The following is a 22,014-nucleotide window of genomic DNA, read 5'->3' as shown; positions in this document are numbered from 1 at the left end:
GGTACCAGGGGTTCCGGCGGCACAAAGGGCTGCGGCACCAAAGGCCATCACGGCAATAAGCACTGGTGGTACCGGGAAGAGGATGACTGGAACGACGGATCCGGCGGAACACGCGGATCGGGAGGTTCGGGCGGCACACGCGGCTCTGGCGGCTCCGGCGGCACCCATGGATGCGGCACCGGCACCCGGGGGTCCGGTACTGGCGGCTCGGGCACTGGGGGTACCAAAGGAAGCGGCGGCACCAAAGGCTCCGGCGGCTCTGGCGGAACGAAAGGCACCGGCGGAACCAAGGGAACTGGTGACGGCGGCGGCGGTTCCGGCGGCGACAAGACTTCGGTCCTCTTCGAGATCGGCGGCAATGGCGACCCGAGTGTGACTGTTGAAGTGCTGCAAACCCCGGAGAACCAGCTGTTTGTCAAACTGGCGCCGACGTCCTTTGACGGTGAGGTTGCGGATATCGACGGGGTGTTCTTCAACTTCGCAAATGAAGCCAAGCTCAACGGGCTGAACTTCTTCCCGGATGAGAACGCGCTGCCGGTGACCGGCCATGAGGCCAACGCCAATGCGGTCAATGCGCTGAACAACGGCCCTGCCGTGCCAGGCAATTTCGATGCGAAAGTGCAATTCGGCCAGGTGCCGGACAGCACTGACGGCACGGTCACCAACGCCAACTTTACCCTGTGGTCTGACTCGGGGCTGTCGCTTGAGGATATCGACCTCAGCAGCATGTCGCTGGTGGTGAGCAACCCGGACGGCTCGCAGCAGGTGCTGGAGGGCGGCTATGATCCTGCCGCAGCGGCCAGCACCGGCACTGGCTATGCAAATGGCGGGGTGACCGGGGACGGGCTCAGCAACTGGTATGACGCCAATCTGGCGGGCCAGTTCGGCGGCGGCAGCTCCGAGCCCGGCACCGAGGACATCATGGCGCTGATGAACCAGCCGGTGGGCGGCACCATGCCCGGCACCGGCGCCAGCGGCGGCACTGGTGAGATGTACGACTTCGGCTGATCTGCCCAGCGTTGCACAGACATGAGAGGGCGCCTTCGGGCGCCCTCATCCTACTTTTGCAGCAGGTAGGCTGGAATGTCCTGCCCCGCGTCCTGCAATAGCCAGGCAGCCACCCGCTTGGTGAGCGGGCGCGCCGCCTCCAAATCAATCGCCTGCAGCCCGTGGAACTTGCCCGGCAAGCGCTTGCCGGGCTGGATTTCCTGCAGTTCGCCCGCCGCGATCGCGTCATTGGCAAAAGGATGCGCCACCAGCGCGGCTCCGGCGCCGGTGCAGGCCAGGTCCAGGGCCGCAGCCATCGAGTTCACCTGCAGCACCCGCCCATCCAGCTGCATCTGGCCGCCGGTAGCGGCGCGCCAGGCGGGCCAGGTGCCGCGCGGGCCCGCAGTCTCAATCAGCACGCCGCGGCCCCAGTTCTCCCCGTGCTCTGCCAGGTAGGAGGGCGCGCAGACTGCCTGCAGGCTTTCACGCAACAGGGGCAGGAAGGCGGAACCGGCGGCCTGCTCGTAGGTGAAGACCAGGTCATCACGTGCAGCCCGGCTGCCGCTGGCCTGGTAATCGATGGTAAGGCTGATCTCAGCTTGCGGAATATCCGCCATCAGCCGCCGCAGCCGCGGCATCACCCAGAGGCTGGCAAAAGTGGGAGAGTAGCACCCGATGCTGACCACATTTCGGCGCGAACCGGTGAACAGCCGCGAGGTGGAGACCGACAGCGCCTGCAGCGCGTCCGCCACATGCGGATGGTAGGCCAGGCCCTCGTCCGTCAGCACCACATGGCGGCCGCGGCGCTCGAACAGGGCAGCATCCAGCGCCTGCTCCAGCTTACGGATCTGGATCGAGACCGCGCCCTGGGTCAGCTGCAGTTCCTCGGCCGCTTTGGTGAAGTTCCGATGCCTGGCCGCTGCATCAAAGGCGGCCAGCCACGATAGATTGAGATTCGAGTCGCTCCACACCACGGACTGTCCCATTAAAAACTTCGCATCTGGCAATGAAAATACTCGCGCCAAACCCTGTTTTGACAGGGGGTGCGTGTGAAGCTTTTGTGAATTTTTTGAATATCTTAGCTGCCCTGAAACAGCGCGGCGCCTTGAAAACAAGGGGTTCGGGACACTTCGTGCCGCCCCAGCATTCCAAGCCCCCGTGTCCCGTCACAAATCTGTCACCGCATGCGGCAATTCCGGCGGCAGGCAATCACGCCACCACCTATTCCAGCGGGCCACGCCCCGAGGTAGACCGATGAAAAAGCCGCTTTTGCTTACCGCTGCCATTGCCATGGCAAGCTCTGCCGCCACCGCCGAAACCCTGCGCATCCCGCACGAGCTGGGATTTGGCGGTTCCGAGTCGATGGACCCGATCTCACCGCAGCGCTTCTATGAAGCCATCCAGACAGTCTATTCCCGCCTGGTGCGCCAGGGTGAGGACGGCCGCCCTTCGCCGGATCTGGCGCTGAGCTGGGAAGCCACACCCGATGCCAAGGAATGGACCTTCAAGCTGCGGCCGGGCGTGACTTTTCACAACGGCAACGCCTTTACTGCCGAGGACGTGGCCTTTTCGCTGATGCGCACACAGTCGGAGACCATTGACAGCCCGACCAAAGGCGTGATGGGCATCATCGACCATGTCGACGTTGTCGATCCGCAGACCGTCAAGGTCGTGCTGAAAGACAGCCACGCGGACTTCCCGCTGCTGACCATGGATTACCGTATCAAGATGCTGGATGCGGAAACCTGCGGGGGCGACCTGGACGCATTGTGCGAAAGCGGCAACGGCACCGGCCCGTTTGAACTGGTCGATCTGGACGCCCTTGGCACGACCACCATGAAGCGGTTCGAGAACTACTACGGCAACAGGGCCGGCGTGGAAAACCTGGAGCTGATCGCCATCGCCGACCAGGATGCCCGCGTCGCTGCCCTGCAAGCGGGCCAAATCGACCTGGTCTACTCCGTCTCCGCTGAGCAGGTGCCTCTGTTTGCAGGCAACCCGGGTTTCACCGTGCAGTCGGTGCCGTCCGGCCGCTGGGTCGGCCTGGTGATGAACACCCAGGAAGCGCCGTTCAGCGACCCGCGCGTCCGCAAGGCGATCCGCATGTCTGCCGACCGCGATGCCCTGGGCAAGCTGGTTTACGGCAAGGGCGGCTACATTGTGTCCTGCGACCACCCGGTTTGGACCGGGGACCAGTACCGCAAGGAGATCGACTGCGGCCGCGACGTGGACGGCGCCAAGGCGCTGCTGTCCGAGGCCGGTTTCGCGGACGGCCTGGAGATTGAGCTGTTCGTCTCCGACATTTCGGAAGGCGCCGTGAAGATGGCCGAGGTTCTGCAGAACCAGGCCAAGGACGCAGGCATCGAGATCGAACTGGTTCCGGCCCCGGCAGACGGTTACTGGGGCGACGTGTGGATGAAGGAAGCCTTCTTTGCCACCGGCTGGTCGCAGCGCCCCGCGGACCAGATCCTCAATGAGGCCTACCGCTCCGGCGTGGCCTGGAACGAGACCGCCTGGAACTCGGCTGACTTCGACGCCAAACTGGACTCGGCCCGCTCCGAACTGGACTTTGGCAAGCGCAAGAAGCTCTACGGCGAGCTGCAGGAGGAACTGTGGGAAACCGGCGGGTCCTTCATTCCGGTTCACCTGAACATCACCCGAGTCCTGTCCTCCAAAATCAGCGGCCTGCCGCCGGTCGAGGGCTTCTCGATCCGCTATGAAGACCTGACCAAGAACGGGTCCGGCTCCTAAGTCATAGCCAAAGGGGCGTCTCACCCTTTCAAACTGGTGCGGCCTGCCCCCCGCGATCCGCAGGCCGCACCGCTTTCTTTTCCGGAGAGGGCCAGCCCATGCCATCCCTGATCCTGCGCCGCTTCAGCTTTGCGGCCTTCACCATCGGTTTTGTGTCGATTGTCATGTTTGCCGCTGTCGAGGCCCTGCCTGGCAATGTCTGCACCTCCTTCCTGCAAAGGTTCGCCCAAGGCCCGCGGCTGGAGCGCTGCATTGAGCAGCAGGGGCTGGAGCGCCCCGCGCTGGTGCGATACGGCGACTGGGCGGCAGGCGCCGTGCAGGGCGATTTCGGCTATTCGCTGAAAAAGCGCAAACCGATCAGCGAACTGATCCGGGAACGCTTCCGCAATACGGCCCTGCTGGGCGGGCTGGCGGCGCTCTTGGCCATTCCCTTTGCCATCTTCCTTGGCATTGCCGCCGGTGTCAGGCGGGACAGGCCGCTGGACCTGTCCTTATCAGGGGCCGCGATGCTGGCGATGACGGTTCCGGAGTTCGTGACCGCCACAGCACTGATATATGTCTTTGCAATCACGCTGCAGTGGTTCCCTGCGGTGACGATCGTGTCGCCCGGAGCCGGTTTCCTGCAGATGCTCCCGAATATCGTCCTGCCGGTGATCGTGCTGAGCGCGGTGCTGATCGCCCATATCATGCGGATGATGCGCGCCTCTGTGATTGACGTGATGGCCTCGGACTATGTGCAGATGGCGCGGCTGAAAGGCGTGCCGGAGCGCCGGATCATCTGGAAGCACGTCGTGCCGAACGCGATGATCCCGGCCCTGAACGTGATCGCACTGACCATCGCCTGGCTGCTGGCAGGTGTTGTGGTGGTCGAGAAAGTCTTCAACTACCCGGGGCTTGGCACGCTGATGATCCAGGCAATCTATGACCGCGATCTGCCGCTGGTGCAGGCCATCGCGCTGATCTTCTCGGTGATCTATGTGGGCGTGAATCTGCTGGCAGACCTTGCCGCGCTCGCTCTGGACCCGCGCCTGCGCCGGAAAGGGCACTGATATGCGGAAACTCATTGCAACCATAGCGTCGAAACCCTCAGGCGCGCTTGGCCTCGGCCTCACCCTGTTTCATCTGGTTCTGGCAGTGCTGGCGCCCTGGATTGCGCCGTTCGACCCGACCGTGCAGAACGCCGACGCCATCCTGCTGCCGCCCAATGCCACCCACTGGATGGGTACTGATACGCTGGGCCGCGACGTATTTTCGCGTGTGGTCCATGGCGGGCGGCTGGCAATTGCGGTCACCTTCAGCGCCGCAGTGGTTGCCACCCTCTGGGGCGGTTTTGCCGGCATCTTCTTTGGCACTGTTGGCGGGCGTGTGGACGAATACTCCATGCGCATCGCAGATGCCTTCCTGTCGATGCCCTGGCTGTTGTTCCTGCTCCTCATCATCTCAATCGGCGGCGCCGGGCCGCTGACCATCATCCCGACGCTGGGATTCTTCTACGGCGTTGCCGTGCTGCGGGTGGTGCGCGGTGCCGCGATGCAGATTTCCGCCCGCGACTTTGTCACCGCTGCCAAGGCCCGGGGCGAAGCGCTGTGGCCGATCCTGACACGCGAGATGTTCCCGAACCTCTCCGATATCCTGCTGGTCGAGGGCGCTATGCGCTGGAGCTGGATGCTGCTGGCCTTCTCTTCCCTGTCGTTCCTGGGTTTTGGCGCAACCCCGCCAACGCCGGACTGGGGCCTGATGGTGGCGCAAGAGCGCGGGCTTCTGTCGACCGCACCCTGGGGCGTGTTCTGGCCCTGTGTGGCGCTGAGCTCGCTGATTATCGGGATAAACCTGCTGGCCGACGCCGTGGGCAAGGCCCTGGGCCTGGACCGTGCAACCGCTGCCGCCGTCTGAGGGAAATGCAATGACCGAACCATTGATCAAGATCGAAGATCTGTCCCTGGGCTTCACCGCCAAGGATGGGCGCCAGGCGCCGATTCTGCGCGGGCTGTCTCTGGAATTGGCGCCGGGCGAAACCCTGGGCATTGTCGGCGAAAGCGGCTCCGGCAAGTCAACCGTGGCGCTGGCGATGATGGGCTATCTGAAACCCGGCCTCTCGGTGTTCCGCGGACGGGCGGTGTTTGACGGCAACGACATGTTTGCCCTGCCGGAAAAGCAGCGCGCGCGGCTGCGCGGCTCGTCGATTGCGCTGATCCCGCAGAACGCGGGCCAAGCTCTGACGCCAACGCTGAAGATCGGCCAGCAGATCGGCGAAGCACTGCGTTTGCACACCGCGCTGACCGCCGGGGAACGCGGCATCAAAGTGCTGGAGCTGTTGAACCGCGTGCGCCTGCCCAGCCCTGAGGACATTGCCAAACGGTATCCGCATGAGCTGTCAGGCGGCCAGCAGCAGCGGGCTGCTGTTGCCATGGCACTGGCAGGCAATGCCAAGGCGCTCTTGCTGGATGAGCCGACCACCGGCCTGGATGTGACCACTCAGGCGCATATCCTGGAATTCCTGCGCTCCCTCGCCAAGGAGCTGGGCGTGGCGATGATCTATGTGAGCCACGACCTGGGTGTGATTGCCCGTGCTGCGGACCGGGTGGCAGTGATGTATGCCGGGATGCTGGTCGAAGAAGGCCCCACGGCAGAGGTGCTGCGGGCGCCGAACCATCCCTACACCCGCGGTCTTCTGGCCTCGATCCCGCGGCTGGGCGAACCGGGCATTCCCGCCTCAATGCCGGGCATGCCGCCTGCTGTCGGCTCCGAGCTGACCGCCTGCGCCTTTATAGACCGCTGCCCGCAGGCCCGCACCGCCTGCCGGGACGGCGTGCCCCAACTGGAGCGCCGCGGCGGTGTCCGGGTGCGCTGCCCTTTTGCAGGTGAACCGGCGCCGGAGCACGTCACCGCTCTGCGCGAGCCGCAGGTGCAGGAGGCGCGCGCACTGGAGCTAAGGGACGTGGCGATCAGCTATCACAAGCCCGGTCTCATGGAGCGCTGGCTGAAGAAGCCGGAGCCTGCGCCGACCGTGGACCGCGCTGGTTTCATTTTGAAAAAGGGTGAGACGCTGGGGCTGGTCGGCGAGTCCGGCTCCGGCAAGTCCACCATCCTGCGCGCAATTGCCGGCCTCGCGGGCACCCGCAAGGGTTCGGTGACTTTGGGCGATGGAGAGAGCCTGAATGCGCCGGTGGCGGGCCGCGGCCGCGAGACCCTGCGAAAGGTGCAGATGATATTTCAGAACGCCGATGCTTCGCTCAACCCGCGCCAAAGCATCGGCGAGATCCTGATGGCACCGCTGAAGCTCTACTTCGGCCTCAAAGGGGCGGAGGCGCAGGCGCGGGCCGAGGCGCTCTTGGAAGCGGTGCGCTTGCCTGCGCGGTATATGCCGCGCTTTCCTGGACAGTTGTCAGGCGGCGAGAAACAGCGTGTCGGCGTGGCCCGGGCCTTTGCCGCCAATCCCGAAGTTACTCTGTGCGACGAGGTGACCAGCGCGCTGGATGTTTCGGTGCAAGCGGCGGCACTGGCGCTGCTGACGCGACTGCAGAAGGAGAACGGATCTTCCTATATCTTTGTCAGCCACGATCTGGCGGTGGTGCGCGCTGTCTCGGACCGGGTGGCGGTGCTGTACCAGGGCCGGATCTGCGAGACCGGCCCGGCAGAACAGGTCTATGCGCCGCCCTATCACCCCTATACCCAGACGCTGATGGGCGCGGTTCTGGAGCCGGATCCGGATACGGCGCCTATTCTGTTGGCGAACGACATGAGTGAAAAGGCCCCGCCTGCCACCGGCTGCCCGTTCCAGCGCCGCTGCGCCAAACGGATCGGGTCCATCTGTGATACAGTGGTGCCGCCCGCGCAGGAATTGCAAAGCGGGCATGTCATTCACTGCCATATCCAGATGAGCGGTACTGAAGCTGAAAAAATTGGCGTGGCGCCGGAATTGCTGCCAGCGGAGTGACCACCGGCCCGCTGCCTCAGGGCAGCGGATCCGTTTTGAAAAGGCGGATCTTTAGCCCGCCATGGGCGACCGGGGCGCCAAAGGGCAGGAACGGCAGATTGGTTGCCTTGGCCAGCGAGGTTTCCGAGGTGACGATGCCGACGCGCCAGCCGGTGAAACGCTCCATCAGCACCTGCCCCAGGGCACCGTAAAGCGCATAGAGCAATTTCTTGTTGCCGATCCGCGCACCGTAAGGCGGGTTGACGATCACCAGGCCGGGCGGGCCGTCCGGACGCTGCAAATCGCTGACCGCGGCCTGGGCAAAGCGGGTGTTCTCCACCACGCTGGCACGGCCGGCATTGGCAGCGGACATCTCCACGGCGCCTGCGTTGCGGTCGGAGCCGTGGAACAGCAGGTCCGTTTCGCGTGGCGCAGCCTGCTGTTTCAGTTCTTCCCAGGCGGCGGCGTCGAACGTGGCCAGCTTGTCAAAGGCAAAGCTGCGGCTGCGGCCAGGCAGCAGCCCCTTGGCGATTTCAGCAGCCTCGATCACAAAAGTGCCGGAGCCGCACATCGGATCGACCACCGGCTCGCTCCCGTCAAAGCCGCATTCGCGCAGGAACAGGGCAGCCAGGTTTTCGCGCATCGGCGCCTTGCCGACGGCGGATTTATGGCCGCGCTTGTGCAGACCCTCGCCCGAGGTGTCGACGCTGAAGACGCAGAGGTTGTCCTCGATCCGGAGCTTCACCGTCAGTTCCGCGTCCTTTGTCACTGGCGCGCCGAGGGTCTCGGCAATCGCCTTTTCCACCCGCTGGGCAGCAGCGCCGGCGTGGTAGATCTTGGACTTCTTGTTGGTGGCAACCTCGACCTTCACCGGCACATCCGGGCGCAGGACATCGCCCCAGGGGAACTTGCGCGACCGCTTGTCGAGCTGCGCGAGGTGGAAGGCACGGAACTCGCCGATCCGGGCCAATACCCGCGCGGCACCGCGCAAGGAGAGATTGGCGCGCCAGACTTCGGACCAATTGCCCTGCACGGTGACCCCGCCCGGCACCGCCTTGGGGGCGGCAAAGCCCAATTCTTTGGCCTCTGCCAGCAGCGCCTGCTCCAGCCCCGGCGGTGCGGTCATGAAGATCTCGAATGTGTTTTCAGCTGTCATGCCCGCCTCCTTAGCCGCAAAGCGCAGGCACGGCGACCGTTTTTTCGGCGTCTTCAAGAGCCGGAGTACCGTTGCGTCACAGCTGCAGATGCTGCGGTGCGGCACCCGAAAACAGGTAGCTTTACGCCTCCCCAACTCAGATTTTAACTTTCATAATCAACGCACTAACAGTTACTAAAAAATTAGTTTGACAACATATTCCAACCTATGAAAGCTCTATGGCAGTCAGGTGCGACAGATGCATAACTGGCCTTACAGACTTTCAGGGAGGAAAAGATGCGCAAGTATCTTCTCTCCGCAGCTGCCGTTTGCGCGATGGTTGCGGGAACAATGGGCTATGCCGATGAAATGGCAGCCAAAAAATGGATTGACGAAGAGTTCCAGCCGTCGGTTTTGACCAAGGATGAACAGCTTGCAGAGATGCAGTGGTTCATCAAGGCCGCGGAACCTTACAAAGGCATGGAGATCAACGTGCTGTCGGAAGGCATTCCGACCCACAGCTATGAATCCGAAGTGCTGACCAAGGCGTTTGAGGAAATCACCGGCATCAAGGTGAACCACCAGATCCTCGGCGAGGGCGAAGTGGTCCAGGCCGTGCAGACCCAGATGCAGACCAAGCGGAACCTCTATGACGGCTACGTCAATGACTCCGACCTGATCGGCACCCACTCGCGCCTGCAGCTGGCCTATAACCTGACCGACATGATGGCAGGCGATTTCAAGGACGTGACCAACCCGGGCCTTGATCTGGGCGACTTCATGGGCACCCAGTTCACCACCGGCCCGGATGGCGACCTGTACCAGCTGCCCGACCAGCAGTTCGCGAACCTCTACTGGTTCCGCAAGGACTGGTTTGATCGCGAAGACCTGAAAGCGGCCTTCAAGGAGAAGTACGGCTATGACCTGGGTGTGCCGGTCAACTGGTCGGCCTATGAGGACATCGCCGAGTTCTTCAGCGAGCAGGTGAAGGAAATCGACGGCACCGCGATCTATGGCCACATGGATTACGGCAAGCGCGCGCCTGACCTGGGCTGGCGGATGACCGATGCCTGGCTGTCGATGGCGGGCGCCGGCTCCAAGGGTGAGCCGAACGGTATCCCGATCGACGAATGGGGCATCCGCATGGATGCAGGCACCTGCAACCCGCAGGGCGCCAGCGTGACCCGCGGCGGTGCGGCCAATGGCCCGGCGGCGGTCTATGCGATCCGCAAGTGGGACGAATGGCTGCGCAAATACGCGCCTCCGGGTGCGGCGTCTTATGACTTCTACCAGTCGCTGCCGGCACTGGCGCAGGGCAACGTGGCGCAGCAGATCTTCTGGTACACTGCCTTCACCGCCGACATGGTCAAGCCGCAGTCCGAAGGCAACAACACCGTTGACGCCAGCGGCACCCCGCTGTGGCGGATGGCGCCGAGCCCGCATGGCCCCTACTGGGAAAAAGGCCAGAAGGTCGGCTATCAGGACGTGGGCTCCTGGACTTTCCTGAAGTCCACTCCGGTGGACCGTGCGCAGGCGGCCTGGCTCTATGCCCAGTTCGTCGTCTCCAAGACCGTCGACGTGAAGAAGTCCCACGTGGGTCTGACCTTCATCCGCGACAGCTCGATCAACCACGCAAGCTTCACCGAGCGCGCACCCAAGCTGGGCGGCCTGGTCGAGTTCTACCGCTCGCCCGACCGTGTGGCATGGTCGCCAACCGGTGTGAACGTGCCCGACTATCCGAAGCTGGCCCAGATCTGGTGGCAGCAGATCGGTGACGTGAACTCCGGCGCCTTCACCCCGCAGGAAGCAATGGACCGTCTGGCCGAGGAAATGGACATCACCATGGCCCGGATGCAGCGTGCAGACGAGCAGGCAAATGTCTACGGCGGCTGCGGCCCGCGCCTGAACGAGGAAAAAGACGCGGAGTGGTGGTACGCCAATGGCGGCGCCAAGCCGCCGCTGGAGAACGAGAAGCCGCAGGGCCAGACCGTCAACTATGACGAGCTGGTGGCCCGCTGGGCAACTCAGTAAGGCACTCCTCCCGGTCCGGCCAGACCTCCCCATCGTTTGGCCGGGCTGAAACAGGCCCCGGAGACCCTTTCCCGTCTTCCGGGGCCTTCTTCCCCCTAAGATTGCGTGCCCCTGGCCCCGGGGCGCAAACAGGCCGCCTGCCGGAAAGTCAAAGCAAGATGGCACTCGAACTTATAGACGTGACCAAGCGCGTCGGCGCCATTCAGCACATCAAGGAAACCTCGCTGCTGCTGGAACCCGGTCACTTCAATGTCCTCCTGGGCGCCACCGGCTCCGGAAAGACCTCTCTCATTAAACTGATGGCGGGCCTGGACCCGATGGCCAGCGGCCAGGTGCTGATGGATGGCGAGGATGTCAGCCGTCTCAGCACCCAGAAGCGCAACATCAGCCTGGTGCATCAGTTCTTCATCAACTACCCGCATATGACGGTGTTCGAAAACATCGCCTCGCCCCTGAAAGTGGCTGGAATGGCGAAGTCCGAAATCGCCGGCCGTGTCGAGGAGGCCGCGGCAATCCTGCAGCTGAAGCCGATGCTGCACCGCCGCCCGCATGAGCTGTCCGGCGGCCAGCAGCAGCGCTGCGCGCTGGCCCGCGCCATTGCCAAGGAAAGCCGCGCGGTGTTTCTGGATGAACCTCTCGCCAATCTCGACTACAAGCTGCGCGAAGAGCTGCGCGACCAGCTGCCCGAGCTGTTTGCCGGCCGCGGTGCGGTGGTGGTCTATGCCACCTCGGAACCGGAGGAGGCGCTGCTCCTGGGCGGCAGGACCGCGCTGATGCGCGACGGGCGCGTCACCCAGTTCGGCCCCACCGCCGAGATCTACCGCAACCCCGGCAACGTCGATGCGGCACGGGTGTTTTCGGACCCGCCGATCAACACCGCCGAGATCACCAAGCAGGGCAGCATGGCGCGCCTTGGCGCAGGTGTCACCTGGGAGCTGAGCGGCGATGCCGCAAACCTCAGCGACGGCACTTACACAATTGCCATCCGCCCGCACCATGTGCTTCCGCTGGCAAAGAACGGCGCCCATGTGCAGCTGTCGGGCCAGGTTCAGGTGACCGAGCTCTCAGGCTCCGAAAGTTCCGCCCATTTCGACATGGGATCAGGAAGCTGGGTGTCGCTGGCCCCGGGCGTCCACCCCTACCGGGTGGGTGAGCTGCACGACTTCTACATGGACCCCGCGCAGGCATACTTCTTTGCCCCCGACGGCAGCCGCGCGGCGTGAGGCATCAATGGCTAAAATAACTCTCTCCAAACTGCGACACAGCTATCTTTCTACACCGAAGTCCGCCTCGGACTACGCGCTGAAGGAAATCGACCTCGACTGGACCGACGGCGGTGCCTATGCGCTGCTGGGCCCTTCGGGCTGCGGCAAATCCACTTTGCTCAATATCATTTCAGGCCTGCTGGTCCCGTCCGAAGGCAAGATCCTGTTTGACGGCCAGGACGTGACCGCCCTGCCCCCGGATCAGCGCAACATCGCCCAGGTGTTCCAGTTCCCGGTGATCTACGACACCATGACAGTCTACGACAATCTGGCCTTCCCGCTGAGGAACCGCGGCCGGGACGAGGCCACCGTGCGCCAGCGGGTGATGGCGATTGCCGAAATGCTAGAAGTCACGGACATGCTGGACCAGAAGGCAGCGGGCCTGTCGCCTGACAACAAGCAGAAGATCTCCATGGGCCGCGGGCTGGTGCGTGAGGACGTGAACGTAGTGATGTTCGACGAACCGCTCACCGTGATCGACCCGCATTTGAAATGGAAGCTGCGCTCCAAGCTCAAGGAGCTGCACCAGCGGGTGAAGGCGACGATGATCTACGTCACCCACGACCAGACCGAGGCGCTGACATTCGCCGACCAGGTGGTGGTGATGCAGCTGGGCGAGGTGGTGCAGATCGGCACGCCGGTTGAGCTGTTCGAACGCCCTGCCCATACCTTTGTCGGCCATTTCATCGGCTCACCCGGCATGAATATCCTGCCCTGCGAGCTGCAGCACGGCGCCGCGGTCTTTGCAGGCCAGGCCATTCCGCTGGAGGGGCCCATTCAAGGCGCAGCAGATGGCCAGACAGAAATCGGCATCCGTCCCGAGTTTGTCTCGCTGGCGGATCACGGCCTGCCTGCCATTGTCACCAAGGTCTCTGACGTGGGCCGCCACACGGTGGTCGAATGCGAGGCAGGCGGCTGCCGCATCAATGCTGTCACCGAAGGCGGAGCGCCGGAAAAAGGCAGTTCCGTGCATCTGGCCTTCCGCCAGGACATGACCCGGCTTTACGTCGATGGCTGGATCGCCACCTCCCCCGCTGCAGACGAACAAGGAGCGGCCTGATGAAAACCGAAAACCAGAAAGCCTGGTTCTTTGTGCTGCCGGTGCTGGTGCTGGTCGCCTTCAACGCGCTCATTCCGATGATGACGGTGGTCAACTATTCGGTGCAGGAGACCTTTGGCGACAACGTGTTCTTCTGGCAGGGGCTGGATTGGTTCCAACAGATCCTGCGGTCGGACCGGTTCCACGCAGCGCTTGGCCGCCAGTTCCTGTTCACCTTCCTGATCCTGATCATCGAGGTGCCGCTGGGCATTGCCATTGCACTGTCGATGCCGCGCAAGGGGTTCTGGGTGCCGGTTTGCCTGGTCACCATGGCGCTGCCGATGCTGATCCCGTGGAACGTGGTCGGGGCGATGTGGAACATCTTCACTCTGCCCGACATCGGCCTTTTGGGCTACTTCCTGAACCATGTGCTGGGCATCAATTATGACATGACCCAGGATCCGGTTGCCGCCTGGGTGACCATTGTCACCATGGATGTCTGGCACTGGACCTCGCTGGTGGTACTGCTGAGCTATGCGGGCCTGGTGTCGATCCCCGACGCCTATTACCAGGCAGCCAAGATCGACGGCGCCTCCAACTGGGCGGTGTTCCGGTTCATCCAGCTGCCCAAGATGAAGACAGTGCTGACCATCGCCATCCTCTTGCGCTTCATGGACAGCTTCAACATCTACACCGAGCCGTTTGTGCTCACCGGCGGCGGTCCCGGCAACTCCACAACGCTCTTGTCCATCGACCTGGTGAAAATCGCGCTTGGTCAATTCGACCTCGGCCCCGCTGCTGCCATGTCGCTCATCTATTTCGCAATCACTCTGTTGGTCAGCTGGCTGTTCTACACGCTGATGACCAAAGACGACCTGAACTAAGGGAGGGATCAGATGCAGAAACGATCCATCGTCCCCATCGTCTATATTCTGTTCCTGATGCTGCCGATCTACTGGCTGGTGGCGATGAGCTTTAAGACGACCAATGAAATCCTCGCGGGCTTCTCTCTGTTCCCGCAGACCTTCACGCTGGACAACTACAAGACCATCTTCACCGATCCCAGCTGGTACTGGGGCTATATCAACTCGATCCTTTACGTATCGATCAATACGGTGATCTCCATCGCCGTGGCCCTGCCGGCGGCCTATGCCTTTAGCCGCTATCGCTTCCTGGGCGACAAGCAGCTTTTCTTCTGGCTGCTGACCAACCGGATGGCCCCGGCCGCGGTGTTTGCCCTGCCCTTCTTCCAGCTCTATTCCGCGGTGGAGCTGTTCGATACCCACCTGGCCGTGGCGCTGGCGCACTGCCTGTTCAACATACCCCTTGCAGTCTGGATTCTTGAGGGCTTCATGGGCGGCGTGCCCAAGGAGCTGGATGAGACCGCCTTTGTCGACGGCTATTCCTTTCCGCGCTTCTTTGCGACGATCTTTGTGCCGTCGATCAAGGCAGGCGTCGGCGTGGCGGCCTTCTTCTGCTTCATGTTCTCCTGGGTGGAACTGCTGCTGGCCAAGACCCTCACTGCCGTCGCTGCCAAGCCGATTGCCGCCACCATGACCAAGACCGCGTCTTCGGCGGGTTATGAACTGGGACTTCTGGCGGCGGCCGGCACTCTGACCATCATCCCGGGGGCCATCGTGATCTGGTTTGTCCGCAACTACATCGCGAAGGGTTTCGCGATGGGGAGGGTTTAAATGCTTTCATGGATGGCCTGGACCTGGCCCACTGCCCTTTTGTTCATCGGCATCTTCAGCGCCATCGGCGTGCTGATCATCGCTGAGATCCGCCACCCCGGCGGAGCCGCCCGCAAAGGCGTGCTGGGCCTTACCACCACCCGCGGCGACCGGCTGTTCATCAGCCTTCTTGGCACCTCCTACATCTTCCTGGCCTGGCTGGGTCTGGTGGGCATGCCGCTGTGGTGGCCCTTGGGGCTGTCGGTTGCCTGGGGCGTTTTCTGCTTCTGGAAGGTCTGACGCCAGCGGACCAGCCAGGTTTAGCACCGCCCCTGCGGGTCAAGGGGGCCAGCGGCCCCGCCGCAGGCGGCTTGCCCTTGACGCGCTGAACCAAAACCACAATCGGCACGGGCCTTGAAGGCAAACCTGCCCTTCAAGGCCGTCTCAGCCAGAACCGCAGACCCTTCCCCGGACGCCACCGTCAAGAGGGTATGGCGCCCCGCCCCCTGCTGCATAGACTCGCGCGGAAGCGCACATTTCGGCAACAGCCGCCCCGCAGCCGCGCGTCTCTTAAAAAAATAGTTTTCACATGGGCCGCCATCCCCTAGCATGGCCTGAAACCAAAACGGACCGGACCGCCGATCTCATGCGCAAGAAACTGGACAATTCCCTGCTGACCGAGGTTGAGCTGGAATTCATGACCGTGGTCTGGGACCTGGGCGGCGGCACCGTGCGCGATATCCTGGCTGAGCTGAACAAGGCACAGGAACGCGCCTACACATCGGTGGCGACGGTTCTCAAGATCATGGAGCAGAAGGGCTTCCTCACCAGCGAGCGCAAGGACCGCTCCCTGGTTTACCGCCCCGCCGTTCCCAAGGCAGAGTATCAGAAAACATCTCTGAAAAACCTTTCGAGCAAGCTTTTCAACGGCGCGCCCGCCGCCCTGGTGGCGCGGCTGGTCGATGATGAGGATGTGACCGACGAGATGCTCGAAGAGATGCGGGCGCTCTTGGATGAAAGGCTGGGGGACAATGCCAACTGATGTTCTGCTGAATGCCTATATCGATCTGAATATCCTGCTGCTGGCGGGCGCCACGCTGTGGATTGGCGCGCGCAAGGCCCTGGCGCGCAGCAAACTGGGCCGCGCCTACCAGCCGCAGCTGCGGCTCCTGAACGGGATGACGGTGCTCCTGGCCATCTGTCCGGCACTGATCCTGGCCTTCACCCGCTTCATAATCTCGCATCCGCCGAATTTCTCCGACCTGCTGGTCTCGCAGTATCTGCAGGGCAACGTCAGCATGAGCGCGGGCGAGTTCGAAACGCTGCTGGGCCTGCGCGAGGACGCGGTGCGCAGCCTGACCACTCTGCAGCCGCTGTGGGCGCAGATCCTCGCCGCAGGCTTTGCCGCGGGCGCCGTGGCCTGCCTCGCGCATGTGGCGGTTTCTGTCTTCCGGCTGCGTCAGAACCTGGCTGCCGCCTTCACCTGGAAACGCATTGGCCGGGTCGAGCTGCTGGTATCCGACAGCATCCGGGTGGCCTATTCCACCCGCGGGCTGCTGCGCCGCTATGTTGTCCTGCCCGCCGCTTTGCTGAACGACCCGCGCGACCTGCGCCTGACCATCGCCCATGAGCTGCAGCATTTCCGCCAGCGCGACATCGAATGCGAATTCCTGCTGGAGATTCTGCGCCCGCTGCTGTTCTGGAACCCGGCATTCTACCTGTGGCGCCGCGAGGTGCGGCTGCTGCGCGAGTTTGCCTGCGATCAGGCGCTGATGGCGCGGCCGCAGTTCGACGTGCGTGCCTATTGCGAATGCCTGATCCGCGCTTGCGCCCATGCCGCCCGCAACCCGGCGCTGTTCATGCGCCGCAGCCCGGCAGTTGCGCTGGTCGACCGCCGCGAGACCCGCCGCGGCGCCTCGCTGCAGCGGCGCATTCTGGCGGTAACCGCACCGCAGCCGCAAGCACACAGCCCGCTCGGCTGGGCGCTGGTCTCCAGCCTCATGGCCGGGCTGGTGCTGGCCACAGCCATGCTGCTGCAGCGGCCGAGCGATTGGAGCCATGACCGGATCATGCTTTCGACCATCGTCAACCTGGAGCGCATGGCCAGCCGCAACAGCGCGCCGGACACCGCTGTCAGCGCCCTGAATGGCGGGTTCGCTGTCCCCAGCCAATAACTCCACCGCCCAAAATCAGACGCCGCGAACCCGCCCGGCGGCCTGAGTCGGAGCTTCTTGCGGCCGATTTTCCCGCTTTGTTCTCTGACCTTCTACGGCCACCGGGTACTGCTGGCCGGAAACCGCCGACAGGAATAGCCCCCATAGGTTGTTTAGCAAAATTATCACTCAACCATAATGCGTCATTTCCTGACGCTGATCCGCTTCAGATGCCGGTTTGAGGGGAATTTTCAGCAATTTTTCACCAACTCCGCCGCTGCCGCTTGGCAGGTTCCCGCTATGCCGCCGGAACCGCCCGCTCCGGCGGCTTTCCTTCGGCCCCGCCTCAAGTCCACAAGAAGCGCAACAGTGCTATGTGCAAAGTATGAGGTAACAGGCATGTACCAGACCGACTACAAACGCGTCGATGCAGAGACGCTGATCCAGCTGCAGGATGGCCGGATCGACATCTCTGATGACGGCAATGTCACCTTGATGCGGGCGGGTTCGGCAGGTTCCAAGGTCGGCAAATCGACCTACAGTACCGCGATCAACACCACCGACAATTCCGGCGTGGTCACCGCCGAATTCGACTTTATGATCCCCGATGGGATGCCCACCAGCCACATCTATCTGGCCGACATCGAAAGCAAAGCTGCCAGCAGCGGCTTCAATCCCGGTGTCCGCATCCAGGTCCGCGACGGCATCATCCGCGTTGAACGCGGCAAGATCGGCATCAAGGAACTGTGGCCCGCCGACATGGACGAACTGGAGACCGGCCGCTGGTACTCGCTCAAAGTGGAACTGCGCCCGGGCCGCGGCGACGACGGCGAAGTGCGGGTTTATCTGGACGGCCAAAAGGTCGTCGATGAAAACGGCCAGACCGTCGACACCACCTCGTCGAACTCGTGGATCGATACGGTGCAGGTTGGCCTGACAGCCAACGTAAACGACTATGACGCCGCGCTTGCTGTGCGCAACATTGAGGTCAGCACCGATCTGCCAGGCACCGCCAACGACAGTTTCTACCGAGTGGATCCGCTGGACTCGCTGCAGTTTGCCGAGGAAATCTACCGCACCGGCACCGAAGCCAACCCGGTTTATGTGAACGAGGTCAGCCCCAACCAGCCGCCGGCCGAGCCCGACCCGGTTGATCCGGAGCCGGTTGAACCCGAGCCAGTTGATCCCGCACCGGCGGATCCTGACCCGGCGGACAGCACAGAATACAACAAGGTGGCAGGCACCGATGGAGAGGACGTACTGACCGGCACCGCGGGCAGCGATGCGATGATCGCCTATCAGGGCGCTGACATGCTGCGCAGCCAGGGCGGCAGCGATTCAGTGCGCGCCGGCGGCGGCAAGGACACCGTCTATGGCGGCGGCGGACGGGACGAACTGTTCGGCGGTGACCAGGGCGACTCGCTTTACGGCGGCGAGGACGGCGATTCTCTTTGGGGCGGCAACGGCTATGACGGCCTGAAGGGCGGCAACGGCAACGACACGCTCATGGGCGGCGCGGGCAACGACAAGCTCTACGGCGGCAATGGCGCAGACAGCCTCAACGGCGGCAAGGGCAATGACTGGCTCGACGGCGGCAGCGGCAACGACACGCTCAAGGGCGCCAAGGGCAATGACACCTTTGTGTTCGGCTCGGGCAGCGGCAATGACGTGGCAATCGACTTTGCGGCCGGTGCCGACAAAGTGTTCCTCGACTTCGACGCGGCGGAGCTGCGCAATGTGCGGATCCAGGAGCAAGGCGGCGCGGACGCCGGTGTGCTGATCTCCCACGGTGCGGATTCAATCCTGCTGGAAGGGGTGGCCTACGCCGAGCTGTCCTCAAACGACTTCATCCTGGCCTGATCCGCTTGGGCAGGCCGGACCTGCCCGGCAATCAGACCGTTTGACACAAATCTTCCTCGTCCGCAGCCTATGCCTGCGGGCGGGGATTAACAGTTTGCAGCGCATGGCGCACAGCCCTGATCTGTTCCGCTGCCGCAAGACGCAGGCGGGGCAGCGCTCCCCTGCGGCGGACTTCCAGAACCGTTGTTGCACGGGCGCAATTGGCCAGCTGGCTCATATGCCCCCGCGTTGACCAGAGATCATATCTGGGGTTGCCGCTATCCAGGCTTTTCAGGATTGCCATAAAAGCCAGTGCCCCGCCGGCGCCGAATCTGGCGTATTCCGCATTGTAGGCCATGAAGTAGCCGTGATGGCCGCCCCGCGGGTCGGCAAGTTCAAAAGCAAATGCCAGCGGCTTTTCTTTCAGGCAGGCAAACCAGATGCCAAGCGTCCCGTCGCGCGCGGTGCCCAGCACCTGGTTCTCGTAAAGCGGCAAGCCGATGCCGCGCATCCGGTCATCAAACTTCCAGCTGTTTTCCAGAACGTCCCGCAGCATCGGCAGACAGGACACATAGTCGGTCTCATGCGTGAAATGGTGGATGTCGCAGGTCTCGCGCAGGTGGCGTTCCTTGCGTTTCCAGTTGCGCCGGTTGCGGCCTTTCATCTGCGCCAGGAAGGTGGCGCTGTCATTGAGTCCGTCAATCATGTGGTAGCTTAGGCCTGGCAGGCTGTTCACCTGGAAACCCTGCCGCTGACATGCCAGCGGCAGGCACTGTGCCAGCCGGCTGTCCTCAGGCAGGTTGGCAAAGGTCAGATCCAGCCAATTCTGCTGGTCCAGCGCCTGAACCAGCAAGGCGCAGGTTTCCTCCTCGTCTTCGGATGGCGCCAGCAGCAGGTCGAAGGCCGGCGAGGAACCGAACTCTGGAAACCGGCCTCGTTGCGCCATCAGTGCTTTGCGGTCGCAGTGGAAGAAGACCGGCAGGAATCCGGTCAGCTCGCTGCCCCGGTAGAGGCATAGGCAGGCTGGCCGCTGGCCATCGGCTACCGCGGCCCGCGCCCAGGGCAGGAAGAATCCGGGCCTGTCGAAGGCCCCGGCAGTGCAGGAATGTGCCAGCATCTCCAGCTGCCGGTCCAGTGCCTCCAATTCTTCAAGGCTGCCGGAAATTTCCAATCTCAGTACCCGTTTCATCGGCAGCCTCTCAATCCTGCTGGTTCAGATGGCAGCGGGAAGCGGCTGGTCCTGCCTCCCTGGCCCATACCCAATGCGGAAAAACCCGCGGGCGGCGGCGCGCCAGGCGGCGCTGCAGATGCTGCAGCAGCACCTGCGGAACCGCCTCCGCTGCCCGTTCAGCCGCCTTCGCCAGTGCGCAATCAACGCGGGTCAGTGCCCGCTTGCGCTGATCCGGGCCGGCAAAGCTGGAGTTCGCCGCATAGCCCGGCGCCCGCAGCCGTCCCGGCTTCAGGCCAATCTCCGTCAGCAGCGACGCCAGCGCGGTGTCCGGCGCCGCGCGCAGAGTTTCGAAATCCGCCAGAAACACCCGGTCCCTGCCCAGAAGGCCAGGCAGGCTGCGCATGTAGCGGCGGTGGAACACATTGGAGGCACAGGCCCGCGCAATCAGCGCCGCGCGCTGCGGATAGGGCGGCGGCTGCCGCCCATAAGACCACAGCCGCGACCGCAGGAAACCGCGGGTTTCGCGCATCACGCAAAGAAACCGCGCCCGCGGCACCTGGGCAGCGATCCTGGCAGCCAGCAGTGTATGATGCGGCGACTTTTCAACCCAGGCCGCCGCGCCCTGCCGCTGCGCCAGCGCTTCCATCATGCTGCAGAACAGTGCGGCGGGACTGGCAGCAGCCTCGGCAGCCTGCCTGCCCCAATCCGGCCCCAGGCCGCTAAGCTGAAAATACGCGCTGTCGAAAAAATCCCCGGCTGCCGCTGCCCGGAAACCGGGGCCGGGCCAGGGTTCCAAAGACGGCGCGAAATGCGAGAAGAACACACTCTCATGCACTCCCTGGTGCTGTTTGGCCGCCACTGCGGCAATGCCCGGCTGCGCTGCCAGCAGATTGGCCGCCAGCGTGGTGCCGCTGCGCTGCAGACCCAGCACAAACACCGGAACGGGCGCGCGTGCGGTCATCGCTGCCTCCAGGCTGCGCGCAGGCCGCGCGCCTTCTGCCGAAGGCCGAACAGAACTGCATGGTCCGGCTGGCGCAACGGCAGCACATGAGCCGGCACCAAGGGTGTCACATCCGGGTTGAAGGCCGATTTAAACTGGTCCCGGCTGCGTGCTCCGGCATCCGGAGCGCCGGCACCGTCCGGGGCGCCAGCCATGTCATAGACGGAAAATCCCTGCGCCTGCGCCGTTTTCAGCGCTTCCCAAATCAGCGGATACCCCGCCGGCGCCGCTGCCCGCTGCCCCTCGGCCCGGGCCAGCACCAGCCAGAACGCGCGGCCGCCGTCACCGATCATCACATGGCCGCCCATCAGCCTGTCCTGCTGCCAGGCCAGCAGAAAGGCGCCGCGTTCGCGGGTCATGGCCCATTGCCGCTCTACCGGCGGCACCGACTCCAGCCCCAGGCCCCGGGCTTTGAAAAAGCCCCGCATCAAGCCGCCAAAGGCTAGCGCCTGCGCTTCGCTTTTTGCCGGGCGCACCTCCAGCCCCGCCTTGGCCGCCTTGCGGATCTGCCGCCGGCAGCGCTGCTTCAGCCGTCCCATCAGCTCGTCCGGACTGCCGCGCAGGCTGACAAGCGCTGTCGCTGCATGCAGTGATTGCTCGCCAGCAGGAAGCTGCCGGGCCCCGGCCCTCTGCAGGATGCCTGTGACCTCCGCCACATCCCCCGCGCCGCTCCAGCGCGGGTTCAGCTGCATCGAGCAGCAGCCCATCTGCCGCAGCCGCGCCGCAAAGCCAGGCAGGATCCGCGCCAGGTCCTCCGGCGAGCGGGTGACCGGCCCGCGGCGGAAGCTGGCCAGGTAGCGCCCGGGCATCAGCCGCGACAGCCGGGCCAGGCCAAAACCCGCCAGCCTGCCATGGCGTTCAGCCGCGCTCAGCATCACATAGCGGTGGCGGCCCGGCGGCGGGCAGCGCCGGGTGAATTCAGGGCATTGCAGCCAGCTGGCAGACGGGCAGTCTTCCAGAAAGTCCTGCAGCCGCCGCGCCGATTTGGGCGTCAAGCCGTCATGGACCCGCACCCGCAGGCCGGCGGACTCGCAATGCAGCCTGTCAAGCATGG

At 63.7% G+C, this 22,014-nt stretch carries 19 protein-coding genes; 14 read left to right on the top strand and 5 right to left on the bottom strand.

Annotation, left to right across the window (positions count from 1 at the left end; all coding sequences use genetic code 11):
* Positions 1–1,008: hypothetical protein (locus tag RA20_RS25820; protein WP_082018045.1), on the top strand; the 1,008-nt coding region annotated here is incomplete at its 5' end.
* Between the two features lie 50 nt (positions 1,009–1,058).
* Here RA20_RS25820 and RA20_RS24750 read toward each other — a convergent pair.
* Positions 1,059–1,973 carry a LysR family transcriptional regulator gene (locus RA20_RS24750; RefSeq protein WP_052249043.1) on the bottom strand — a complete coding sequence of 305 codons (915 nt, stop codon included), beginning with the start codon at positions 1,971–1,973 and terminating at the stop codon, positions 1,059–1,061.
* A gap of 268 nt (positions 1,974–2,241) precedes the next feature.
* Between RA20_RS24750 and RA20_RS16965 the strand changes: the two genes are divergently transcribed.
* From RA20_RS16965 to RA20_RS16950, 4 genes are all read left to right on the top strand, one after another.
* The gene (locus RA20_RS16965) at positions 2,242–3,738 is read left to right on the top strand and encodes an ABC transporter substrate-binding protein (RefSeq protein WP_039131364.1); all 1,497 of its coding nucleotides are present in this window, start codon (positions 2,242–2,244) and stop codon (positions 3,736–3,738) included.
* Between the two features lie 98 nt (positions 3,739–3,836).
* A complete protein-coding gene (locus RA20_RS16960; protein ID WP_039131362.1) occupies positions 3,837–4,787 on the top strand; it encodes an ABC transporter permease in 951 nt (316 codons plus the stop codon).
* Between the two features lies 1 nt (position 4,788).
* Positions 4,789–5,631, top strand: coding sequence for an ABC transporter permease (locus RA20_RS16955; protein WP_039131359.1), 843 nt, complete (start codon positions 4,789–4,791; stop codon positions 5,629–5,631).
* Between the two features lie 10 nt (positions 5,632–5,641).
* The gene (locus tag RA20_RS16950) at positions 5,642–7,675 is read left to right on the top strand and encodes a dipeptide ABC transporter ATP-binding protein (protein ID WP_039131357.1); all 2,034 of its coding nucleotides are present in this window, start codon (positions 5,642–5,644) and stop codon (positions 7,673–7,675) included.
* Positions 7,676–7,691: 16 nt separating this feature from the next.
* On the opposite strand, the gene RA20_RS16945 is transcribed toward RA20_RS16950, so the two are convergent.
* Positions 7,692–8,810, bottom strand: a complete 1,119-nt coding sequence (locus RA20_RS16945; protein WP_039131355.1) for a THUMP domain-containing class I SAM-dependent RNA methyltransferase — start codon at positions 8,808–8,810, stop codon at positions 7,692–7,694.
* 276 nt (positions 8,811–9,086) lie between these two features.
* On the opposite strand from RA20_RS16945, the gene RA20_RS16940 reads away from it, so the two are divergent.
* The 9 genes from RA20_RS16940 (at position 9,087) to RA20_RS24745 (ending at position 18,810) form a co-directional block, all read left to right on the top strand.
* Complete coding sequence (locus RA20_RS16940) at positions 9,087–10,820, top strand: ABC transporter substrate-binding protein (RefSeq protein WP_039131352.1); 1,734 nt, start codon at positions 9,087–9,089, stop codon at positions 10,818–10,820.
* 158 nt (positions 10,821–10,978) lie between these two features.
* Positions 10,979–12,043: an ABC transporter ATP-binding protein gene (locus RA20_RS16935; RefSeq protein WP_039131349.1), complete on the top strand. Its 1,065-nt coding sequence runs from the start codon at positions 10,979–10,981 to the stop codon at positions 12,041–12,043.
* Positions 12,044–12,050: 7 nt separating this feature from the next.
* On the top strand, positions 12,051–13,145 hold the full coding sequence (locus tag RA20_RS16930; RefSeq protein ID WP_039131347.1) for an ABC transporter ATP-binding protein: 1,095 nt from the start codon (positions 12,051–12,053) through the stop codon (positions 13,143–13,145).
* Positions 13,145–14,008 (top strand): carbohydrate ABC transporter permease, encoded by an 864-nt coding sequence (locus RA20_RS16925; RefSeq protein WP_039131344.1) that lies wholly within the window; start codon positions 13,145–13,147, stop codon positions 14,006–14,008. The genes RA20_RS16930 and RA20_RS16925 overlap by 1 nt, the downstream gene beginning before the upstream one ends.
* Positions 14,009–14,020: 12 nt before the next feature.
* Positions 14,021–14,818 (top strand): carbohydrate ABC transporter permease, encoded by a 798-nt coding sequence (locus RA20_RS16920; protein ID WP_039131342.1) that lies wholly within the window; start codon positions 14,021–14,023, stop codon positions 14,816–14,818.
* Complete coding sequence (locus tag RA20_RS16915) at positions 14,819–15,097, top strand: DUF2160 domain-containing protein (RefSeq protein WP_039131340.1); 279 nt, start codon at positions 14,819–14,821, stop codon at positions 15,095–15,097.
* A gap of 346 nt (positions 15,098–15,443) precedes the next feature.
* On the top strand, positions 15,444–15,839 hold the full coding sequence (locus tag RA20_RS16905) for a BlaI/MecI/CopY family transcriptional regulator (RefSeq protein WP_039131334.1): 396 nt from the start codon (positions 15,444–15,446) through the stop codon (positions 15,837–15,839).
* A complete protein-coding gene (locus RA20_RS16900) occupies positions 15,829–16,971 on the top strand; it encodes a M56 family metallopeptidase (protein ID WP_039131332.1) in 1,143 nt (380 codons plus the stop codon). The genes RA20_RS16905 and RA20_RS16900 overlap by 11 nt, the downstream gene beginning before the upstream one ends.
* 378 nt (positions 16,972–17,349) lie before the next feature.
* The gene (locus RA20_RS24745; protein WP_052249042.1) at positions 17,350–18,810 is read left to right on the top strand and encodes a heparin lyase I family protein; all 1,461 of its coding nucleotides are present in this window, start codon (positions 17,350–17,352) and stop codon (positions 18,808–18,810) included.
* A 67-nt stretch (positions 18,811–18,877) separates the two neighbouring features.
* On the opposite strand, the gene RA20_RS16890 is transcribed toward RA20_RS24745, so the two are convergent.
* The 3 genes from RA20_RS16890 to RA20_RS16880 are packed head-to-tail and all read right to left on the bottom strand — an operon-like array spanning position 18,878 to position 22,012.
* Complete coding sequence (locus tag RA20_RS16890; RefSeq protein WP_082018043.1) at positions 18,878–19,978, bottom strand: GNAT family N-acetyltransferase; 1,101 nt, start codon at positions 19,976–19,978, stop codon at positions 18,878–18,880.
* Between the two features lie 10 nt (positions 19,979–19,988).
* Entirely contained in the window at positions 19,989–20,921 is a 933-nt protein-coding gene (locus RA20_RS16885; RefSeq protein WP_039131326.1) for a sulfotransferase, read from the bottom strand.
* The gene (locus RA20_RS16880; RefSeq protein ID WP_039131324.1) at positions 20,918–22,012 is read right to left on the bottom strand and encodes a lipid II:glycine glycyltransferase FemX; all 1,095 of its coding nucleotides are present in this window, start codon (positions 22,010–22,012) and stop codon (positions 20,918–20,920) included. Before RA20_RS16880 ends, RA20_RS16885 begins: the two co-directional genes overlap by 4 nt.
* Between the last annotated feature and the right edge of the window lie 2 nt (positions 22,013–22,014).

The sequence above is a fragment of the Leisingera sp. ANG-Vp genome, from assembly GCF_000813725.1.
GTDB lineage: Bacteria > Pseudomonadota > Alphaproteobacteria > Rhodobacterales > Rhodobacteraceae > Leisingera.
The sequence above is the reverse complement of the archived record's forward strand: the minus strand, read 5'-3'. Positions and strand labels throughout refer to the sequence as shown.